This is a genomic window from Paenibacillus tianjinensis (assembly GCF_017086365.1).
GTDB lineage: Bacteria > Bacillota > Bacilli > Paenibacillales > Paenibacillaceae > Paenibacillus_AQ > Paenibacillus_AQ tianjinensis.
The window spans coordinates 1,866,554-1,885,809 of record NZ_CP070969.1 but is presented as its reverse complement, the minus strand read 5'-3'; the positions used below and the strand labels follow the sequence as shown (position 1 = coordinate 1,885,809).

The 19,256-nt window shown below is 45.3% G+C and carries 16 protein-coding genes and 1 pseudogene; 12 read left to right on the top strand and 5 right to left on the bottom strand.

What is annotated here, in order from left to right:
- Positions 1-22 precede the first annotated feature (22 nt).
- Entirely contained in the window at positions 23-1,501 is a 1,479-nt protein-coding gene (locus JRJ22_RS08130; protein WP_206104003.1) for a recombinase family protein, read from the bottom strand.
- 103 nt (positions 1,502-1,604) lie between these two features.
- Between JRJ22_RS08130 and JRJ22_RS08125 the strand changes: the two genes are divergently transcribed.
- Positions 1,605-1,850, top strand: coding sequence for a hypothetical protein (locus tag JRJ22_RS08125; RefSeq protein ID WP_206104002.1), 246 nt, complete (start codon positions 1,605-1,607; stop codon positions 1,848-1,850).
- A 116-nt stretch (positions 1,851-1,966) separates the two neighbouring features.
- Here JRJ22_RS08125 and JRJ22_RS08120 read toward each other — a convergent pair whose 3' ends face one another.
- A complete protein-coding gene (locus JRJ22_RS08120) occupies positions 1,967-2,311 on the bottom strand; it encodes a helix-turn-helix domain-containing protein (RefSeq protein ID WP_206104001.1) in 345 nt (114 codons plus the stop codon).
- A gap of 33 nt (positions 2,312-2,344) precedes the next feature.
- Between JRJ22_RS08120 and JRJ22_RS08115 the strand changes: the two genes are divergently transcribed.
- The 6 genes and pseudogenes from JRJ22_RS08115 to JRJ22_RS08090 form a co-directional block, all read left to right on the top strand.
- Positions 2,345-2,503, top strand: a complete 159-nt coding sequence (locus JRJ22_RS08115) for a hypothetical protein (protein WP_206104000.1) — start codon at positions 2,345-2,347, stop codon at positions 2,501-2,503.
- A gap of 7 nt (positions 2,504-2,510) precedes the next feature.
- Positions 2,511-3,962, top strand: a complete 1,452-nt coding sequence (locus tag JRJ22_RS08110) for a recombinase family protein (protein WP_206103999.1) — start codon at positions 2,511-2,513, stop codon at positions 3,960-3,962.
- Positions 3,946-5,058, top strand: coding sequence for a recombinase family protein (locus JRJ22_RS08105; RefSeq protein ID WP_332461393.1), 1,113 nt, complete (start codon positions 3,946-3,948; stop codon positions 5,056-5,058). Before JRJ22_RS08110 ends, JRJ22_RS08105 begins: the two co-directional genes overlap by 17 nt.
- 75 nt (positions 5,059-5,133) lie before the next feature.
- A complete protein-coding gene (locus JRJ22_RS08100) occupies positions 5,134-5,523 on the top strand; it encodes a hypothetical protein (RefSeq protein WP_206103997.1) in 390 nt (129 codons plus the stop codon).
- Positions 5,524-5,916: 393 nt separating this feature from the next.
- Entirely contained in the window at positions 5,917-8,310 is a 2,394-nt protein-coding gene (locus JRJ22_RS08095; RefSeq protein WP_206103996.1) for an SIR2 family NAD-dependent protein deacylase, read from the top strand.
- Positions 8,311-8,325: 15 nt separating this feature from the next.
- Positions 8,326-8,910 (top strand): annotated as a pseudogene (locus tag JRJ22_RS08090) (SpoVR family protein); the annotation flags it as partial.
- Positions 8,911-8,976: 66 nt separating this feature from the next.
- Here JRJ22_RS08090 and JRJ22_RS08085 read toward each other — a convergent pair.
- Entirely contained in the window at positions 8,977-10,479 is a 1,503-nt protein-coding gene (locus tag JRJ22_RS08085; protein WP_206103995.1) for an alpha/beta hydrolase family protein, read from the bottom strand.
- 228 nt (positions 10,480-10,707) lie between these two features.
- Between JRJ22_RS08085 and JRJ22_RS08080 the strand changes: the two genes are divergently transcribed.
- Genes JRJ22_RS08080 through JRJ22_RS08065 form a run of 4 tightly spaced genes read left to right on the top strand, consistent with a single transcriptional unit; the run spans position 10,708 to position 15,093 of the window.
- On the top strand, positions 10,708-11,409 hold the full coding sequence (locus tag JRJ22_RS08080; protein ID WP_206103994.1) for a response regulator transcription factor: 702 nt from the start codon (positions 10,708-10,710) through the stop codon (positions 11,407-11,409).
- Positions 11,406-12,407, top strand: a complete 1,002-nt coding sequence (locus JRJ22_RS08075) for a sensor histidine kinase (RefSeq protein WP_206103993.1) — start codon at positions 11,406-11,408, stop codon at positions 12,405-12,407. The genes JRJ22_RS08080 and JRJ22_RS08075 overlap by 4 nt, the downstream gene beginning before the upstream one ends.
- Position 12,408: 1 nt before the next feature.
- On the top strand, positions 12,409-13,182 hold the full coding sequence (locus JRJ22_RS08070) for an ABC transporter ATP-binding protein (RefSeq protein WP_206105041.1): 774 nt from the start codon (positions 12,409-12,411) through the stop codon (positions 13,180-13,182).
- Between the two features lie 24 nt (positions 13,183-13,206).
- Entirely contained in the window at positions 13,207-15,093 is a 1,887-nt protein-coding gene (locus JRJ22_RS08065) for an FtsX-like permease family protein (protein ID WP_206103992.1), read from the top strand.
- Between the two features lie 46 nt (positions 15,094-15,139).
- Here JRJ22_RS08065 and JRJ22_RS08060 read toward each other — a convergent pair whose 3' ends face one another.
- Positions 15,140-16,099 (bottom strand): alpha/beta fold hydrolase, encoded by a 960-nt coding sequence (locus JRJ22_RS08060; RefSeq protein ID WP_206103991.1) that lies wholly within the window; start codon positions 16,097-16,099, stop codon positions 15,140-15,142.
- A gap of 234 nt (positions 16,100-16,333) precedes the next feature.
- On the opposite strand from JRJ22_RS08060, the gene JRJ22_RS08055 reads away from it, so the two are divergent.
- Complete coding sequence (locus JRJ22_RS08055; RefSeq protein ID WP_206103990.1) at positions 16,334-17,068, top strand: hypothetical protein; 735 nt, start codon at positions 16,334-16,336, stop codon at positions 17,066-17,068.
- Between the two features lie 232 nt (positions 17,069-17,300).
- Here JRJ22_RS08055 and JRJ22_RS08050 read toward each other — a convergent pair whose 3' ends face one another.
- The gene (locus JRJ22_RS08050; RefSeq protein WP_206103989.1) at positions 17,301-19,196 is read right to left on the bottom strand and encodes a PrkA family serine protein kinase; all 1,896 of its coding nucleotides are present in this window, start codon (positions 19,194-19,196) and stop codon (positions 17,301-17,303) included.
- Between the last annotated feature and the right edge of the window lie 60 nt (positions 19,197-19,256).

Genomic DNA, 19,256 nt, shown 5'->3' with positions numbered 1-19,256 from the left:
TTCTTAATGATATTGTATAGATTTATAGCGGCTGTAGTTTAATTTCAATATCCTCATCCCCGTGAACGATCATATATTGTATCAATGTTTGAATAATGCCTTTGGCTTGTTCGACCGGCAGCAAATTTATAGCGCTAATGATATTGTTCACTTTTCCGTTTAACTCCTTCTGAAGCTGTCCCATATCTATTGATTCGGCTTCCCCATGATCTATCTTCTCAAGCCCCGATAAAATCTGATCTAGTCTTGCCTTCTCTTCATTTAAATCGTCCAGCTCAATTAAGCCCGAAGTATAGGCTTCTATTTTCCGCTTATACCGTGCTTTAGCAGTGTTTGCCTTTTGCTCAAGTTGATCTCTATCCGACTTTATAGCCGCTTCCTTCGCCATGATCATCAAGATACCGGAAGTATCTCCAACGATCTGCAGCAATCCATCTTTAAACCATTCCTCAACCAAATCTGCACGATATTGCTTACTCGTACATGTGCCTTTATTCTTATTCGCTGAACAACGATAAACACGATATCGTTTACTAGGAGAACCTGAGAAACCAATACTCATACCCGATCCACAATTCCCACATCTTAGCATACCACCCAACAGATGCGGACTTGTCTGGGCTCTTGGAGCCATAGACGTTTGTCCCTTTCGTCTTTGCACACTTTCCCATATTGGCTTCTCAATAATGACCGGTAGACAATCTTCCACGTTCACCCACTCCGATTCATCCTTGTCTTTACGCTTTGATTTGCTTGAATCTATCCGATTCCAGACCAATGTACCTTTATAAGCGGGATTCGTTAACATCAACTTAATTGCTCGAATGGACCACTCTTTCCGCTGTCTGGATGGAATGCCTTCCTCATTTAATCTTTTCGCAATGGAATAAAAACCGAGCCCTTCATTCAGGTACAAATCGTACACCCGCCTTACTATATCTGCTTCCTTATCATTAATAACTAAGGACTTGTCCAATAGGTCATACCCATACGGACTTTGCGTTAACCATTTTCCAGTAGTGGCGGCGTGAAACATATTTTCAAACACACGTTCACGAATACGCTCCCGCTCAAACTCAGCAACTGCTCCCAAAACCTGTAGCGTAAGACGACCAGATGGTGTGTTAGTATCAAAAGATTCGCTAATGGATACAAAAGAAACCTCGCAATTTTGAAACATGTCAATTAGATTCAGTAAATCTAACAATCGTCTACTCATCCGATCGAGCTTGGTGACCATGATACGAGATACGTTTCCGCTCTTTACCGCCTGCAGCAACCTTTTTAACTCCGGTCGATCCAGGTTTTTAGCTGAATAACCGTCATCGACGAAAAGCTGAACCTGCTCCGTCCAGCCCATTGCCCGGCAATAAGCTTTTAACCGTTCCTGCTGTTCATCCAGTGAGACGCCCTCTCTTGCTTGCTCATCGGTAGAAACCCGGCAGTACAAAGCCACAGAACGGATATCATATGCTTCATTTTTCTGTTGTTTTCCGCTCATGACTTCCCCCCTTGTCCATACCTATGCCTGTCCTCTTCTATATATGCTATTTCATAGGGTTGTCCCTGCGACCTTGATGCATAGATTAGATCGAGGTGATATTATGGGACAACTCAAAGTCCGTTTTACAATTGAACATCATGATGAACAGAACAGTTTCACATTATTATCCGACTTGCAAGAGCACTCATTCTCAGAACTTTTATTGAATCGCCTCAATGATTTTGAAATTCGTCTAAAACGTGCAGCGGCAGACATTTGGCTACAGCAAAAGCTCGGTAGAGATCACCCTTCAAACTACCAAATAACGATGGCGCAGAATAATCCAACCTCAGACATTACCGACTAAACGCCAAAAGCCTAACTCCATCTACAGGGGTTAAGCTTTCCTTATCGTCGTCCGTTTATTCACGATAATAAACAGACATTTATGATGATGAATATTTATCCAAAGTTTGGGACAGCTTAATGGATGTCGGATGATCCGGCTGTGAATAGCTCCACTCCTTGTTCCACCATCGTCATCAAGTAATCAGTAGCTATCGGATTGGTGCGGTGCAAGTCCAACAGCAATTCACCTATGCGCTCTGCACGCCACACTGTATGATCGTTCTGGGCAACATCCTCGTTAATGATCATATGTAGTTCTTGCTTCAGCTTACTCAATATTTCTAGCTGGATGGTCTGTGTTTTTCCCGTTTCCAGATTGCTTAAGTACGCGGGTGAAACCCCTATCTCTTTGGCGAACTCGTTCAGACCGAACCCCTTCTGCTGTCTAATCTGCCTTAATTGTTGTCCGAAATTGCTCATCTTCTTTATCACCACCTTAGGAGGAATAACACCTTGAACCGCAAAAAAACTCGTACCACAGAGCTTCAAATTTCGTCCATTAGTCAAATTCATGACCCACTTGCCGCTCGCAAATGGATGGAACTATACGTCACTCTGCTGAAGAAGCAGCTTATCGCCGAACATGTTGACCAAAACCCTGGAGAGGAGTGAATAGCCAATGAAAACGGTATTGTATGCTCGATCTTCCATTAAAACGCAGGAGCATTCTATTGATATGCAAAAGGCTCTTGCGCTAGAGAAAGTCAAAGCGAAGGGCTTATTATTCGATGATCTATATCTGGATGAAGCTGTATCGGCAAGAAAAACCGAAATTCACGAACGTCCTGAGTTAAGCCGTTTAATTCATGACATCGAAAACGATCAGGTTTCAATGCTTTATGTTTATAAACGTGATCGTTTAGCCAGAAATGTGGTGCAGTCAATGGAGTTATTTGAGTTACTTCGCTCCAAACAAATCAAGGTTGTATTCACCGCCGATAATGAAATACCGATCCAATACTCGCCAGCCGGAGAATTCTTCGAGCTAATCATTGCCGGGTTCAATCAGCGTGAAGCCAATCAGATCGTCCAACGCATCAAAGAAACAAAATATACGATGACAAAACAAGGGAAACATGCTCAAGGTCGAGTCGCTTATGGTTATGTAGTTGATAAGGACAAGAACTATGATCAACATCCGGATCAGGCTAAGACGATCTACAAACTGTATAATGCAATCATTGAGACCAAATGTAATACATTCTCGGACTTTGTTCGAGATATACAGCAACATGATTGTTTTCCTGCCAAATGGGATTACAATCGAATCCAAAGTTTGATTGGAAACACCATATATAAGGGCATTCGAAAAATCGAGGAATTTGGTGAGTATGTTGAGATTGAGAATGAAAGGCTTCGTATCGTTGACGAATTAACTTGGAGTAAGGCACAGGAACGGATGAATAATCTTATCCAAACTCGCTCTCGAAAAACTAGTCGAATCCCTATGACTCTCGACGATCTGCTATTTTGCGGCAAGTGCAACAAAGCCATGTTTGGCAAAGAAAAAACGGATGTAAGTACAAGGAAATATTACACTTGTAAGAAGCATAATTACATCCGTCTCTCTCCTGATCTGCTAGAAGAAATGATTCTAGAGGAATGTGCAAAATTCATCACAGGGCAGTTTCAAACCTACTTTCCTGAACTGTACCAGCTGACACACGGGAACATGATTCAGTTTTACAAAGACTCCATCGCTGAGAGCCAAGAGGCGATTCAATTATACAAACAGAAGCTCTATAAAGATACCTCATTATGGCTGCAGTCCCCAACACCCGATTTACAGGATAAGCTATTCTACCTGCACAATTGCATCCGTCGGGAAGAGGAAATGCAACATTATTATCCCCTTGAGCTTGATCAACTGCAGAAACAATTCCATCTAATAAAGGAACTTCAACAATCAGTTGATTTAATAACCGAGGTTCTCTCCTATAAAGACAGTGAAAGAGAAGAGTTCATCCGGGACATTGTCTATCGAATCGAGATTGACACACCCTCACTTTATATCCAATTTCGAGACCCGTTTAAAGGAAAGGCTGTGATTGTACATGTTGGCGTTAGCTGATCTCATAAAGCCTGGAATGAGGGGCGCATTCTATGGGCGTCATTCTACGGATAAACAAACGATGGAAACCCAGCGGTCCATGGCTTATGAATTTGCCAAGAAATATGGATGCATGATTACATGTGAGTACGAAGATGCTGGCGTGTCCGCTAGAAAAAAGAAGTTAGATGACCGTGATGGAATCTCCCTTCTTCTTAAAGAAGCGATCGACGGCAAATTTGATTTCGTCCTAATTAATCATCATGACCGTATTGCAAGAAATCCGACGGAACATCAGAAGATTCGAATGATATTAGCCGGTTGCAATATTCCTGTTGTTATTAGCAGTTCTGAGAGCTTGTATGACTCTGGGGATTTTATTGTTGATCTGATCAAGGATGGGACTTCCAAAATGGAAGTCGATAATACTCGAATTCGTACCCGAGATACCGCTAAGAGTATTTTAATTAAAGGAAAATGGACTGGCGGTAAAGCCCCTTTTGGTTACCGCTATGACAAAATAAACAAATCCTTTTCTCAATGTGGAGAAGAATTAACAATTGTACGACGTCTGTATGAGTTGTACCGCAATCGAGAGGGTTTCCAATCCATTTCCCGCTTGATCAGCCATGAATTCGGTAAAACCATTAATAAGGCAACTGTACGCTGGATTATAACGAACCCTTTTTACGCTGGTTACATGTCTCACCATCGCAAATCTGAACACTCAAGAAATTCAATTACTCCAATCGAAAACTGGTTGATGATAAAAAGTGACTTAATCGAGCCGATTATGAGCTTGGATGAATGGAAAGAAACCTGGGCGATCTTCGAGCAGAGAAAGACCGGAAATCTCAACCCGAAAATGTACAAAACGAGCTTCTTTTTAAGCAATCTGCTGAATTGTTCAGTCTGTAATAGTATTTTGATTGGTAAAGACCAAACTACATTTGATAAGAAACGAAACAAACTCTACGGGAAAAAATGGTATTTCTGCCCTACATGCAAATATAAGATCGAGCTAGATCGGATTCATACGGTCATTGATGTTGTGTTGAAGGATTTGAAGTCTCAAAATCTAGAAACCGTTAGTTTGTATGTATATAACGAGTTATAGAAAGAGCGTCAGCTCGTTACTGATCGATTGAGTAGGACCATGGTCGAGTTAAATGGAGCAGAACATCAACTGCAAATGGCAGAAGATCAATCAAAACGCCTTGCGTCATTAGTGAAAGACCTTGAAAGCATCGACGATAACACCAAAATGGTTCAAATCCTTACTCTGCAGAAGGAACACCTGTTCAGTCGGATCAAAAAACTTAAAACAGAAATTAATCAGTTAGACAAGAGCGCTCAGTACCTCGAACTTATTGAGGGAAATGAAGATGAAATCACGCGTAATATCAGAACCATGAGTATCATGACTAATCACGACAATGATAATGACATCCGAAAAATGATTACCTATCTGGTTGTGCAAGCTACATTTACTCCAAAAACCATTGATAGCAAGAAAATAGTTACGCATGGCGAAATAGCTATCCAAACAAGAAGTAGCCTTGTAAGAACGAGCATTAGTTAACCGACTGTCTTAACTAAGACGGTCGGTTTTTTAGTTGTCTAGGTTTTCTCACCTGAATGTGGACGAGTTCTCGGTTATTTGGTCAGCTTGTCCTTCACGGGTGCCAAAATCTCGGTAACGAGATAGGCACCCGATCGGTAGCCTACCCGGCTACCGAGACAAAGCACAGAGAAAGTGCTTGTACACTGGGGTTTGTCCACTTTCTACATTCATCAGTATGGGCAGGATTTTAGGATGGTAAACGTTTCTCGGTGATTGGGTATATTATATAAAATTCATTTTTCAAGGTACAAGTGGGTGTAATCCAGTATATCTTAATTGTTAAGTTATCAATATATGATGTATGATAATGGTAATATAATGCTCTGTAAGATACTACTTTGGAGGCTAAATATGAGAGCACAGCTAGTTAATGACTTAAATAAACTTTACAACGAAGGAAACCTTGTTCCTTTCTTAGGATCTGGTTTATCGACTCCCTTTGACATACCTAATTGGTCAAAATTAATAGAACTAATTTCATCAAGGAACCTCGAACAGGATTTCATGAGACAAACGGTTCTCTTTTCGCTTAAAAATAACAACTACTGGGAAGCAATAAACGATATTAAACGTTTTTCAGGCATGAACGATCGAGATATCCAAGACTCAATTGTAAACATTATCAACGAAAAGAAACTCGATGATATCCCAGATAATTTACATAATTATAAAGAACTCGGCGAACTAGACTTTAAAATTTATCTAACTACGAATTATGATCATATTTTATTTGAGCACATAAAGAACATCAGCGGATTTATTCCTCAAAATCTAAATGAAGTTGACCTACGTTCCAGCCAACTCTTGAATCCTTTAGGAAAACGCATTTATCATTTACACGGTAATATCTCTAATCAAGGAAGTATTGTAATTAGTAAAGAACAATACAATGATCTATACAACAATGAAAAGTACGAAGCGATTTTCAAAACATTAGCTACGAGCAAACAATTTATTTTTATAGGCTTCTCCTTTACTGATCAATACTTCTCGGGTTTTTTGGAAAAAATTCAAACTTTCTCAAAAAATAAACATTACATAGTTCTTAACAATCCTGATGATTCAATAATAAAACATTTTAAAGACACTTATGAATTAGAAGTAATTCCGTATTATGTCGATAAAACCAATCAACACGCTCATGAAATAAGAAAAATTTTGTCGGTGATATCAAATAAAAAATTGTTATCTGATAATTATGCTTCAAAATTAGCTCCTCCTAGTAAATTAGAAGCTGAGAAAGATGAGTCTCTCTCGATTCCAGACAGAAATATTATCGATGTAGATGTATTATTTGGTAACGACTCTGGGGAAAATGATCATAATCTACATAGCTACTTTATTAACACTGAAGAATATAACCGAATAAAAAATGGAAATATCTTTTTGGTTTCAGGAAAAAGAGGGACAGGTAAAAGTTCCATCGCAAAAATGCTCAAAGCTGATAAACCAAATTCCTGTATGATCATAAGACCTGATTACTTACAAATTGATAATATCCGAGAGCAAGCAAAAACTATTCCAAATGAAATATTCAGAAATAAATTATCAAAAATATGGCTTAATACGATCTATGCTCTTATGGTCAAGAATTTAATTTCTCAAACACAAGAAAGTGAATTATTCTCAAAAGAAAACCTATCTTCATTTTATGATTTCACAGCTTTAAACAGTCAGGATCAAAGTTTTGTTGGTACTTTTGTATCTTTCCTCAAATTGTTAACAACGGAACAGAATTTGTCATACCAAAGTAAATCCAAATTCGAAAATGTTCATTTTAATCAGATCGATAAAGAACTCGCTCAATTTCCAGAATTAAAAGATAACCATATTTTCATTCTTTTTGATAACTTAGATGATGATTATGACCTTGATCCAGATTTCACGATACTACTTGTAAATAGTTTAATTAAAGCATCAATGCACATTGTTAGAGAAAGCACAATAGTAAAACCTATAATTTTTTTGCGGGAAGATATCCTTAGCATTATCGCAAAAAAAGAAAATAGCTTCATATCACAGATGCGAGGAAACGTTGTTGAGCTAAGATGGAATAAACATAAATTATTAGAGGTTCTAAACACTAGGATTTGTCATTTTTTCACAAAGAAGCATCCTCCGAAGCACTTATTACACGATCCTAAATACTACCTGTGTAAGATTTATCCTGAGGAATACACTTATATCGGGAAAAATGATAATAAGGTCTCTAAACCAATAGGAGATTATTTAATTGAACGATCATTATTAAGACCAAGAGAACTAATTCATTTCTGCAGAAAAATTATTGAAGTAAATAACTACAAATACCCTTTAACCAACAAGAATATTCTAGATTCAGAGGAAAAGTTTGTAAAAAACTTTATTGAGGATCTGTGTGCTGAGTATAAAAAACTATACCCTAATTTAAGAGATGTCATTGAAGCATTTAGAAAAAATAACTCTACAATAACTACTAAGGGATGGTTGTGGTCAAAAGAAAATCTCAATAAACTTTTTACTAATGAAATATCAATGCTTGATTATCAAAATAATACAATGAGCTCGAGTGATGCAATAAATGCTCTTTACAAAGTGGGTCTACTTCGAGCAATTGATAAAAAAGAAGTCAGGGGAAAACCAAAAGCTTCATATAAAGAAAGTGCCATAGAGGCAGATTTTGATACTGATAGAGTAGATGAGTTCGATATTCACAGGTTGTTTAGGGCAGAACTCAAATTTGAAAAACGCTTGTCATTGAGATAAGCACCTTAGCAATACGAAGGCTGGGCCTCCTACTGGCATCAGCGCATCATGCGCGAGCTGGACCTGACGCCCGAGGAGACGATTGAATACTCGAAGCTGAATTCATCGGTGGTGCAGCCTTCGCGCCAGAGCCTGAACCCGTATTACCTGGGTCTCAAAATCTTCGAGGACATCGAGCGCCGCTGGGACCGCGACAAAATCTTCGAAGTCCGCGAGCTCGACTCTGACATCTCATTCATCCGCAGCTACCTGTCCAAGGAGCTGGTCAATGACCTGGACCTCTATGTGTTCGAGAAAAAAGGCCCGGAATGGAAAATCACCGACAAAGCCTGGGAGAATGTGCGCGACCAGCTCGTGCTCGCCAGGGTCAACGGTGGCTCACCTTACCTGGTTGTCCAGGATGCTGACTACGAGCGTAATGGCGAGCTGATGATCGCCCACCGCTACGAGAGCATCGAGCTGGATCTGAAATATCTGGAGCGTACCCTCCCGCATATCTACAACCTCTGGGGCCGTACAGTACACCTGCAAACCGTGGTCGAAGACAAAAAAGCCTTTTTTACCTATGACGGCAAAAAGGTGCAGCGGAAGTTTTTGTAGCAGAATTATGGGCACGATCAGTGCATCTCCCTGGCGGAAATGTGCGGGATCGTGCCCTTTCCTTTTTTATAGCAGCAAATTTACGAACTTCACTTCCGGGAAGCGGCTATCCGGTCCTTTTAGTAACATTCCGCCTTGATTTTTCAGATACATATCGAAGAAATCCAGCATGTAGGCATTGATAACGGCGTCCGCTCTTTCAGGCTTTATCTTTCCTGTAATGCCCAGCCTTTTGAAGATCGGTGAAATGAACTGGACGTCGGTAAAATTTAAATGCTCCGTATTTTCAATAGATAGGACTCGCCCCCCTGCGCCGGCTGTTTCACGCATCCGTTCAAGCTCCAGCTTTTTATCTTCTGTGACTTGATCCTCCCACTCTCTAGTTGAGCCCATACGTTTAAGCTCTGCATCCGTGTAGACCCGGTTGTCCATCACCCTTTTTAATTTTTCGGAATAGCTTTCCGAGTTAATGAACAAAAACGGCTTTCGCAGGCCCTCTCTGTCACGCAGACGATAAAGTCCTCCATCAAGGTCTATGCCAACCGCGATCCGCGGATCGTAAGCAGCGTCATAGGCCGTTGCTCCACCGATGGAATGACCGAACACCCCGACATGCCCCAGATCAATCTTCCCTTGTAGATGACTTGGAATCTGCCCTGATTGGATGAGCTGGAATTGGTCCAGCACAAACGTCACATCTTCGGTTAAGACTTTTCCCAGCTTGTCGCGAATTTCTCTTCCGGTCCGGTAATCATTGCCGGGTGAGAATAAGTCGTTGGTTGTGCTGGTCGTGATTCGCCCGTCTGGAAACTCAGTGGCAAATGTATTGTAGGTGTGGTCGATAATTGCCACGATATATCCGTGACTCGCGAGAGATTCGGCTTGCGACGTGTGGAGGAACCTGGAAGAGCCGTTGCCGGGATTCGCAAGAATCAGCGGGTATGAAGTCTGTGCCGAAGAGGCTTCGGCCCCCGAATAAGTATGACTGGATACGTACCTCAGGTGCCCAAAAGTAAACCCGGGAAGCCCATAGTCCGCGGCCATATAGCGTAAGATCCGGGGTTCAGGAATAAAGGGAGTATACTTGCCGGTGCCGGCTTGAGCCGGATACCATACCTGAACCATTAATTCTCTATTCCCTTCTCTGCTTTCGCCGAACATCTCTTTCCTATGGGTATCCACGAAATGAAAAGTTTGCGTGCCTACCTTAAATTCGCCTGCCGGTTCAGGTAGTTTAAATACCGGAAATGCATACATGAGGACCGCTGTTACGGCCAGCATTACCGCTATAGCGGTATAAGCTGCACCCGACAGGAATCGCGGAATTTTATTGGGGCCGTTTTTCTTAAAAAAGCGATAACCTGAAACCGCCAAAAAAAGGATCGTTATACAATACGGGAACAATAGCTGAACCCTGTATCCTTCCACCGCCCAATGAATGACCAGTAAAAGTGTAGCGATCCCGCTTGCAACGAATACTGGAATTCTACGCCGTCCCTTTGTTAATAGGACTGTTAATGCTAAACAGCCGATATTTGATAAAAAAAGCAACAGTTCAAACAGTCTCATCCCGATTCTCCTTTTTAAAACTTTCTATTCTTGTTTGTTCCAATCTTATCCTCACAGAACGCTCTAAGCTATCGATTTACCTTACATTAATCTTACAAGTATGAAATTTGCCAGCGGGATTGGAGGACCCGTAAAATGGGATCTCATCCGCTTGAAAGAGTGCTGCTGGAGGTTATAATAGTTTAAAGCTGAACCTAATCCGGCCTATTCAAAAAAGGAGCCAAATCTATGTTTAGTATCCTGATTGTAGAAGACGATCTTAAGCTGGCGCAGCTGCTTCAATCCTATGTGGAGAAATACGGGTTCCGGGCTGAAGCGGTCAAGGAGTTCGACCGGGTTATGGAGGTGTTCCAGGGCATTCGTCCGGATCTCGTGCTGCTGGATGTTAATCTGCCCCGTTACGACGGCTATTACTGGTGCAGGCAAATCCGAACGGTCTCCACCTGCCCGATTCTGTTCATCTCCGCCCGCGACGGCAAAATGGAGCAGGTTATGGCGCTGGAGAACGGGGCGGATGATTATATCGCCAAGCCCTTCGATTATGAAGTGGTCATGGCCAAGATCAAGAGCCAGCTTCGCCGTGCCTACGGCTCATACGCGCTGAGCAAGAGGGAACGGACCGTGGAATGCACAGGACTCGTGTTGTATCCCGAAAGGCTTGAGCTGACCTTATCCGGCAAAACCGTAGATCTCAGTCATAAAGAATCCTTGCTGATCGAAACACTGATGGAAAACAGCTCCAAGGTGGTCAGCCGCGACTATCTTCTGGACAAACTGTGGAACAATCAGCAGTTAGTTGACGACAACACGCTTAATGTCAATATCACGCGTATCCGTAAAAAGTTATCTGAGCTCGGCGTTGAAGAAGCGCTGGAAACCGTGCGGGGAGCCGGATATAAACTGCGGCCTTTCTGGAGGGAGGAGCCATGAGGTTATTTTGGAGAGAGCAGACCCCGTTAATCTTTATGTATGCCGGACAGCTTCTGCTGACTGTTTATATGTGCCGCTTATCCGGTTTTCGGAATACCTTCGATCTTGCGTACATCTGCATTGTAAATACGGCCTTATTCTCGTTTTACCTGATATACCGTTATATCCGCCATTACCGGTTTTACCGGAGGCTGACTCGTCCGCTTCTGTCCATTGACGAATCGGCCGAATTTATCGGGAACGCTCCGCTCGCGGATGCACTTGGGCATCTGCTTCAGGGGAAGTATCGTCTGTATCAGAACGATATCCAACAATACCGTAAAAAGCTGAACGATCACATCACCTTTATCAATCAGTGGGTGCACCAGATGAAAACCCCGCTATCCGTTATGCACCTTGCGGTTCAGAATGAAACCGACCCCTTCTTTGACAGCATTCGAGAGGAAATAGACAAGCTGAGAAAGGGACTTGACACGGTGCTGTATACCTCACGCTTGGATGCGTTCGAGCAGGATTTCGTGGCGGAGCCGGTGCATCTTCATCAGCTGGTCGGGAAAGTGGTGGCTGAACACAGAAATTTATTTATCCGCAATAAGGTCTTCCCGGAAATTCAGGTGGATGAACGGCTGATGGTCATGTCCGATGACAAATGGCTTGCATTCGCACTCGGCCAATTAATCACCAATGCGGTGCGGTATTCGGCAGGCGCAAGCAGCCGTGTCCTGATTAGCTCTGAGGTAGACGGACAGCAAGTTGCTCTTGAGATTCGGGACAACGGAGCGGGAATACCGAAACAGGATATCAAGCGGGTGTTCGATGCCTATTTTACAGGGGAAAACGGAAGACAGTTCGGCGAATCCACCGGCATGGGGCTCTACCTGGTTCGGGAAATCGCCTCGAGGCTAGATCATCACGTCGAAATCGAATCCGAGCAGGGACAAGGGACAGCAGTACGTATATGGATGGGGATCCGGCCGTATGAAAGGAAGAATGCCTGATATGGATATGTTAATCGTGCGCAATCTGGAAAAAGTTTATGCTGGCAGCATTGCGTATAGGGCGATGAGTGATATGAATCTGGTTGTCGGCAAAGGCGAATTTGTCGGCATTATGGGTCCTTCAGGCAGCGGCAAAACAACCCTGCTGAACGTAGTATCCACAATCGACACGCCTACCTCCGGGGAAGTGTTGATTAATGGGGAGAATCCCCACCTGTTATCCAAACACGATCTGGCCCTGTTCCGCAGACGGAAGCTGGGTTTTGTCTTTCAGGATTTTAATTTGCTGGATACGCTGACCATCGGGGAAAATATCCTCCTCCCTCTTACGCTGGACGGGAAAAGTGTGAAAGAGATGGACGCCAAGCTTCATCCGGTGGCCAAAAAACTGGGCATCACCGAAATTCTGAATAAACGAACCTATGAGGTTTCGGGAGGGCAACGGCAGAGGGCCGCCATTGCAAGGGCCATTATTCATTCCCCTTCGCTGCTGCTGGCCGATGAGCCGACGGGAAATCTCGATTCCAAATCCTCACGGGATGTAATGGAAATGATGGAGGCCATCAACCATACCGATCAAACGACCATGCTGCTGGTCACCCATGATGCTCTCGCGGCCAGCTACTGCCACCGGGTCGTATTCATCAAGGACGGCCGACTCTATAATGAATTTTACAGTGGAAACAACCGCCAGGCTTTCTTCCAGCAGATTATCGATATGCTTTCGCTAATGGGAGGGAATGCACATGAGCTTTCAACGCTTCGTGTCCATTAAGAGGAGTTTCGGGAGGATCAATAAGTGACGCTGCGACAATTTGCCCTCCGGAATGTTAGCCGGAACAAACGGACATATGCCGCTTTTTTTCTTAGCAGCACGTTTTCGGTGACGATCTTTTTCATGTATGCTGTTTTTATTTTTCACCCTGCAATTAAAAATTCCGGTTTCAACGGGTCAGCGGTTGAGGCGATGACGGTTGCGGAATATATCGTATATTTGTTCTCCATCTTCTTCGTTCTCTATTCCGGCAGTGCCTTCCTGAAATCCCGCAAACGGGAATTCGGTGTGCTCATTATGCACGGTATGACTTACAACCAGCTGCGACAGATCGTCTTTATCGAAAATATGGTGATCGGTTTTGCTTCCATTGTGGCAGGTCTTGCCGCCGGCATGCTGTTCGCCAAGCTATTCATGATGATCGGAGCCGATGTGATGCACATGAGCCCGCTGCCATACTACATGCCTGGCACAGCCATTCTGCTCACTCTGTCCGCATTCGTGCTGTTGTTTCTCGTCATCTCCGCGTTCACAGCCGTATTCGTAAGGGCCAGCAAGCCGATTGATCTGCTGAGTAGCAGCGCCAAACCGAAGCCTGAGCCTAAATCGTCCGTTCTTCTTTCCATTACAGCGTTCTGCCTTCTTCTTGCCGGATACATCATATCGTTCCAGGTTAAAGGTCCTACAGTCGTTTTTGCTCTTTTGCCGGTCACGGTTATCATCATCATCGGCACTTACTTTATGTACACACAATTAAGCGTGTTTGTGATTCGTATGTTAAGAAGCAACCGCTCTGTTTTTTTGCGCAAAACGAATGTGCTCGTTCTATCTGACATGGCTTACCGCATGAAGGACAATGCCCGGTTGTTCTTTCTCGTGACGGTCGTTTCGACAGTCGCCATTTGCGCTATGGGCGGCTTGATGGGATTTCTGGAAACCATCCACAAACAAATCTCGGCTGCGTACCCGTTCGCCTATACTTATATCCAAACCACCGGCGATGCCGGGCAGGCAGCCTATCACACTAACAAAATTGAACAAGTGCTCAAAGAACGGGGAGTTCGTTATGATAAATTGTCCGTCCATGTAGCAACCTTCGATTCGATAAATGGACAATCTCTGAACTTCATCAACCTATCCGAATATAACAAGCTTGCAAAAGCCTTGGATTACCCGGTACTGTCGCTGCAGGAAAAGGAAGCCGCGCCCATCTGGACCATGAATAACCGGCCGTTGCCGGAACACGAGTGGTCAGTGAAAGGAACGTCCATCACACTCATCATGAAACAAATCGTCGGAAAGGCAGTCACACCTCCCATGATTGATGAACCGCTGTTGATCGTTCCGGATCGGATGTATAACACCTTGGGCAATCCGCAAAAAGAACAGCTTCTCACCGCTTACGATACGGACAGCGCCGATTCAACGGCGGACACGGGGAAGGCCATCGCCGCGCAGCTCGGATCTGCACAACCCTCCCGTTTTTGGTTCGCATCTCCTGCCTATTTGGAGGAAGAGATGAAGCGGACCTATAATCTGATGCTTTTCGTCGGGTTGTTTGTCAGTTGCTTATTTTTTGTTGCTACGGGAAGCTTTCTATATTTCCGGCTGTTTACCGACCTTAATGATGACAAGCAGAAGTACCGTTCCCTATCGAAGATCGGGTTGACCGGCAAGGAGCTTGGGAAGGTGGCAACTCTACAGCTGGCGCTGTTGTTTTTCGTACCGCTCGCGGTCGCGCTTATTCACAGCTCGGTTGCGCTCTATGCTCTGCATAACCTGTTTCATTCGCCGGTGATTCATTCGGCCATTACGGTCAGCATTATTTTCCTTGCCGCGCAAATCCTGTACTTTCTGCTGATCCGTGCCCGTTATTTAGAGCATTTGAAACACTCAGCTGGCTTTAACTGATTGCCCCAATTTCTGCAAGTCCGCCGCCGAATATCAATCTATGAAGCTACTCTTCCAGGAAAAACTGCATGGCACGGTCGGCACTGCCGGGAAGCCATTCATGTCCAAAATCCGGATAGACGACCAGCTGCTTCGGTGAAATGATTTTGTTATACGCTGCGAACTGGGTGGAAGGCGGACAAATGGTATCCATCAGGCCGGTGAAAAATAAAACTTCCCCTTGGATACGCGGGGCCAAATACTGCAGATCGATATATCCGAGCTTCTCAAAGATCTCATCCTCGCGTTCATGCAGCGGATCGAACTTACGGAAAAACGTATTCAGCTCCAGATAGGCATCCTTATCCAGATCCATCTCCCAAACGCGTTTGTAATCGCATAGGAACGGAAATGTGGGTGCTAGCTTTTTTACCCGGGGTTCAAGTGCTGCACAGGCAATCGTTAACGCGCCTCCTTGGGATCCGCCAGCTGCATATACACGCTGCGGATCAACCCCCGGCAGGCCAAAAGCAATTCTGGCTAACTGGACGGTATCCAGATAGATATGGCGGAACAGCAGGTTGTCCGGATGATCATCCAATCCGCGGATAATATGACCATTATGGGTGTTTCCTTTCACACCTCCTGTATCCTCCGAGGAACCGCCCTGCCCCCGGCAATCGAGCGCCAAGACCGAAAAGCCCAGCGATGTATACGCCAGCTTGTCCTGCCAGTCGCCGGAGTCCCCGGTGTATCCGTGGAATTGCAGAATCACCGGCTGCGGCGTGTTCACCTTTTTGGGGCGAATGTATTTGGCATGAATGCGAGCTCCCCGCACTCCCGTAAAGTAGAGATCGAAGCATTCTGCCTGAGGGGTCTGAAAAGCGCTTGGAATCAGCTCAAGATTGGCCTCTACAGCTTCAAGCTCTTCCAACGCCCGCTCCCAGTAGGCATCGAAATCTGCCGGCCGCGGATTCCTTCCCTCATACTTCTTCAACTGTTCAAGCGGCATATCAACTAATGGCATGTACGAACATTCCTTTCCGGCATGGGTGATTTCCCATATAATTTTTCCTAACTTATTATAGTGCCAGCCTGAAATGATTGGTATTAGATGATCTTACGAATATGGTGGAGACAAAAGAAAAAGCCGGGCAAATGCATGGGCTATAAGAATGTCACTGCTGAAAACAAGGTATCATTTCATCCCCATGATGAATAGGCTAATTTAAACCTATGGATAACAATGGAGGAATCTTGGATGACCTTTGAGAACGAAAATCCGGTCTCGACAAATTACCGGTACAGCTATATCCGGACTGCCAGTCAGGAATCTTTTCCCTATGCCCACTACTATCATCACTACCGCTCAGACAGCAGCCCGGCAGACCTCCCAGCAGCAGACAATTCCGGCACCACCGCCAAACAGCTGGCCGACGGGTATTTAAATGCAAGCGCAGGCAGCGGGCAGGGAATCCAATTGAAAACCGGCGGCGAAGTCGGCGGCAAGCATGGCTTAGGCCTGAATACAGGCGGGCATGTAGCAAAAAACGGCGCGGAGCTCCACGCGAATGGACATCTTGGCGGCGCCTCCTATGGAATTCAAGCGCAGGGCAACGCCCATCTCGGCACGCAAAAAGGGCTTGGAATCGATACGGAAGCTGTGGCCCTCGGCAAATACGGAGTTGCTGCACAGGCTAAAACACAGATCGGAGGCGGTCAGGGGGCTGGTTTTCATACCGGGGCCACTGTGGGAGGAGAGTACGGGCTTCAAGCGGATGCGGAAGGTCACTTAGGTATCAGCCAAGGTGCAGGCTTCAATGCTGGACTGCAGCTCGGCGGTCAGAATGGACTCGGAGCCCAGGCACAGGCACAGCTCGGAGGCGGTCAAGGCGCAGGCCTCGGAGTTACCGGACAAATAGGCAGCTATACCGGAGGCATGGGGTTCAACGTCGGCGGATCCAAGGAGAAGGATTCCAGCCACATGAAGGAATAAACCACTCACTAAACACATCATCAATAAAGGGAATATCTCAAAGCTGAGAAACAGCGGCTTCGGGATACTCCCTTTTACATGTGTAGGTCACCTATCAGTTGCGGATTTCACTCCAGTTGGTGCCGCGTGTAAAAATATTAATAACTATGGTTTGAAACTCAGCAACGGCAAAAAAAGCGTACCCCAGATAGACGGGAGGTACGCTTTTGTATTCATCCAGATCTATAAATCCTTAACGGTTTAGCAGGCTTCCGACATATTTCAGCAGCTCATTGGCGCAGATCGGGCAGTAGTTGTGGTCTTCGATCAGGCGTCTGCTCACCTCATTGATGCGTTTGAGCTGGCTTTCATCCGGCGTTTTGGAGGAGGTAGTGATCTTGACAATATCCTTCAGGTCGGTGAACAGCTTCTTCTCAATCGCCTCACGCAGCCGGTCGTGGTTATTGTATTCGAACTTTTTCCCTTTGCGGGAGTAAGCTGAAATGCGGATCAGGATTTCTTCACGGAACGCCTTTTTGGCATTTTCGGAGATTCCGATCTGCTCCTCAATCGAGCGCATCAGCCGCTCATCCGGCTCCATCTCCTCATCGGTCAGCGGGTCGCGGATTTTACTCCAGTTGCAGAACGCTTCAATGTTGTCGAGATAGTTCTCGAAGAGCGTTTTGGCCGATTCTTCAAAAGAGTAGACGAAGGCCTTCTGCACTTCACTTTTGGCCAGAATATCGTATTCCTTGCGGGCGATGGAAATAAAGTTCAGGTACCGCTCGCGTTCCTCCTTGGTGATCGAAGGATGCTGATCCAGCCCGTCTTTAATGGCCCGCAGCACATCCAGCGCGTTCATGCACTGCAGGTCGCCTTTGATCAGAGCACTGGAAATCCGGTTGATGACATAGCGCGGGTCAATACCGGACATACCTTCATCCAGGTATTCCGACTGCATTTCCTTAAGATCGGCTTCTTTGTAGCCTTCTACCTCTTCCCCGTCATACATCCGCAGCTTTTTGATCAGGTCCATCCCCTGCTTTTTGCTGTCCTTCAGGCGCGTCAGGATGGAGAAAATCGCAGCGGCCCGCAATGCGTGCGGGGCAATATGCACATGCTTCATGTCACTCTGGGCGATCAGCTTGGCGTAGATTTTTTCCTCTTCCGACACTCTAAGGTTGTAAGGCACCGGCATGACGATCATACGGGACTGGAGCGCCTCATTCTTTTTGTTGGAGATGAAGGATTTGTACTCCGTTTCATTCGTGTGGGCGATGATCATTTCATCCGCCGAAATCAGTGCGAACCGGCCCGCCTTGAAGTTGCCTTCCTGGGTCAGCGAGAGCAGGTTCCAGAGGAACTTCTCGTCGCACTTCAGCATTTCCTGGAACTCCATCACCCCGCGGTTGGCCTTATTCAGCTCCCCGTCGAAGCGGTAGGCCCGCGGATCGGATTCCGAGCCGTATTCGGTAATGGTGGAAAAGTCGATGCTGCCGGTTAGATCGGCGATATCCTGCGACTTCGGATCAGACGGACTGAAGGTCCCGATGCCGATGCGCTCTTCTTCCGAGAGAATCACACGCACGACTTTGACCTGTTCAATGTCGCCGCGGTATTCATTTTTGAGCCGCATTTGGCAGGAGGGGCACAGATTGCCCTCAATGCGTACCCCGAGTTCCCGCTCAATCTCCGGGCGCAGCTCCAGCGGAATCAGGTGCAGCGGATCTTCATGCATCGGGCAGCCTTCAATCGCATACACCGCTCCTGCATCCGTCCGTGAATATTGCTCCAGACCCCTTTTCAGCAGAGTTACCAGTGTCGATTTACCGCCGCTGACCGGTCCCATGAGCAGCAGGATCCGTTTGCGGACGTCGAGACGGCGGGCGGCAGAATGGAAATACTCCTCCACCAGCTTCTCTACCGCACGGTCGAGCCCAAAAATCTCCTGTTCAAAAAACTTATACCGTTTGCGTCCGTTGATGTCTTCTACGCCGTGTGACTTGATCATGTCGTATACGCGGGAATGAGCCGTTTTAGCGGGAGAGGGGTCTTTTTTCAATAGTTCTATATAGTCCTTGAAGGTGCCGCTCCACGCCAAACGGTCGTTCTCAGCCCGATACGAAGCTATACGCTCAAAAATATCCATTGCTCGCTGCCTCCTCTTGCGCTCCTACTTGCTCGATTGGCTTTAAAAGTGTATTACATA

Bases quoted from the DNA above. Each gene is read 5' to 3' on its own strand.
- JRJ22_RS08105 (WP_332461393.1), top strand. From the start codon at position 3,946: ATGTTGGCGTTAGCTGATCTCATAAAGCCTGGAATGAGGGGCGCATTC.
- JRJ22_RS08085 (WP_206103995.1), bottom strand. From the start codon at position 10,479: ATGAGACTGTTTGAACTGTTGCTTTTTTTATCAAATATCGGCTGTTTA.
- JRJ22_RS08055 (WP_206103990.1), top strand. From the start codon at position 16,334: ATGACCTTTGAGAACGAAAATCCGGTCTCGACAAATTACCGGTACAGC.
- JRJ22_RS08110 (WP_206103999.1), top strand. From the start codon at position 2,511: ATGAAAACGGTATTGTATGCTCGATCTTCCATTAAAACGCAGGAGCAT.
- JRJ22_RS08130 (WP_206104003.1), bottom strand. From the start codon at position 1,501: ATGAGCGGAAAACAACAGAAAAATGAAGCATATGATATCCGTTCTGTG.
- JRJ22_RS08125 (WP_206104002.1), top strand. From the start codon at position 1,605: ATGGGACAACTCAAAGTCCGTTTTACAATTGAACATCATGATGAACAG.
- JRJ22_RS08095 (WP_206103996.1), top strand. From the start codon at position 5,917: ATGAGAGCACAGCTAGTTAATGACTTAAATAAACTTTACAACGAAGGA.
- JRJ22_RS08100 (WP_206103997.1), top strand. From the start codon at position 5,134: ATGGCAGAAGATCAATCAAAACGCCTTGCGTCATTAGTGAAAGACCTT.
- JRJ22_RS08070 (WP_206105041.1), top strand. From the start codon at position 12,409: ATGGATATGTTAATCGTGCGCAATCTGGAAAAAGTTTATGCTGGCAGC.
- JRJ22_RS08050 (WP_206103989.1), bottom strand. From the start codon at position 19,196: ATGGATATTTTTGAGCGTATAGCTTCGTATCGGGCTGAGAACGACCGT.
- JRJ22_RS08080 (WP_206103994.1), top strand. From the start codon at position 10,708: ATGTTTAGTATCCTGATTGTAGAAGACGATCTTAAGCTGGCGCAGCTG.
- JRJ22_RS08075 (WP_206103993.1), top strand. From the start codon at position 11,406: ATGAGGTTATTTTGGAGAGAGCAGACCCCGTTAATCTTTATGTATGCC.
- JRJ22_RS08060 (WP_206103991.1), bottom strand. From the start codon at position 16,099: ATGCCATTAGTTGATATGCCGCTTGAACAGTTGAAGAAGTATGAGGGA.
- JRJ22_RS08120 (WP_206104001.1), bottom strand. From the start codon at position 2,311: ATGAGCAATTTCGGACAACAATTAAGGCAGATTAGACAGCAGAAGGGG.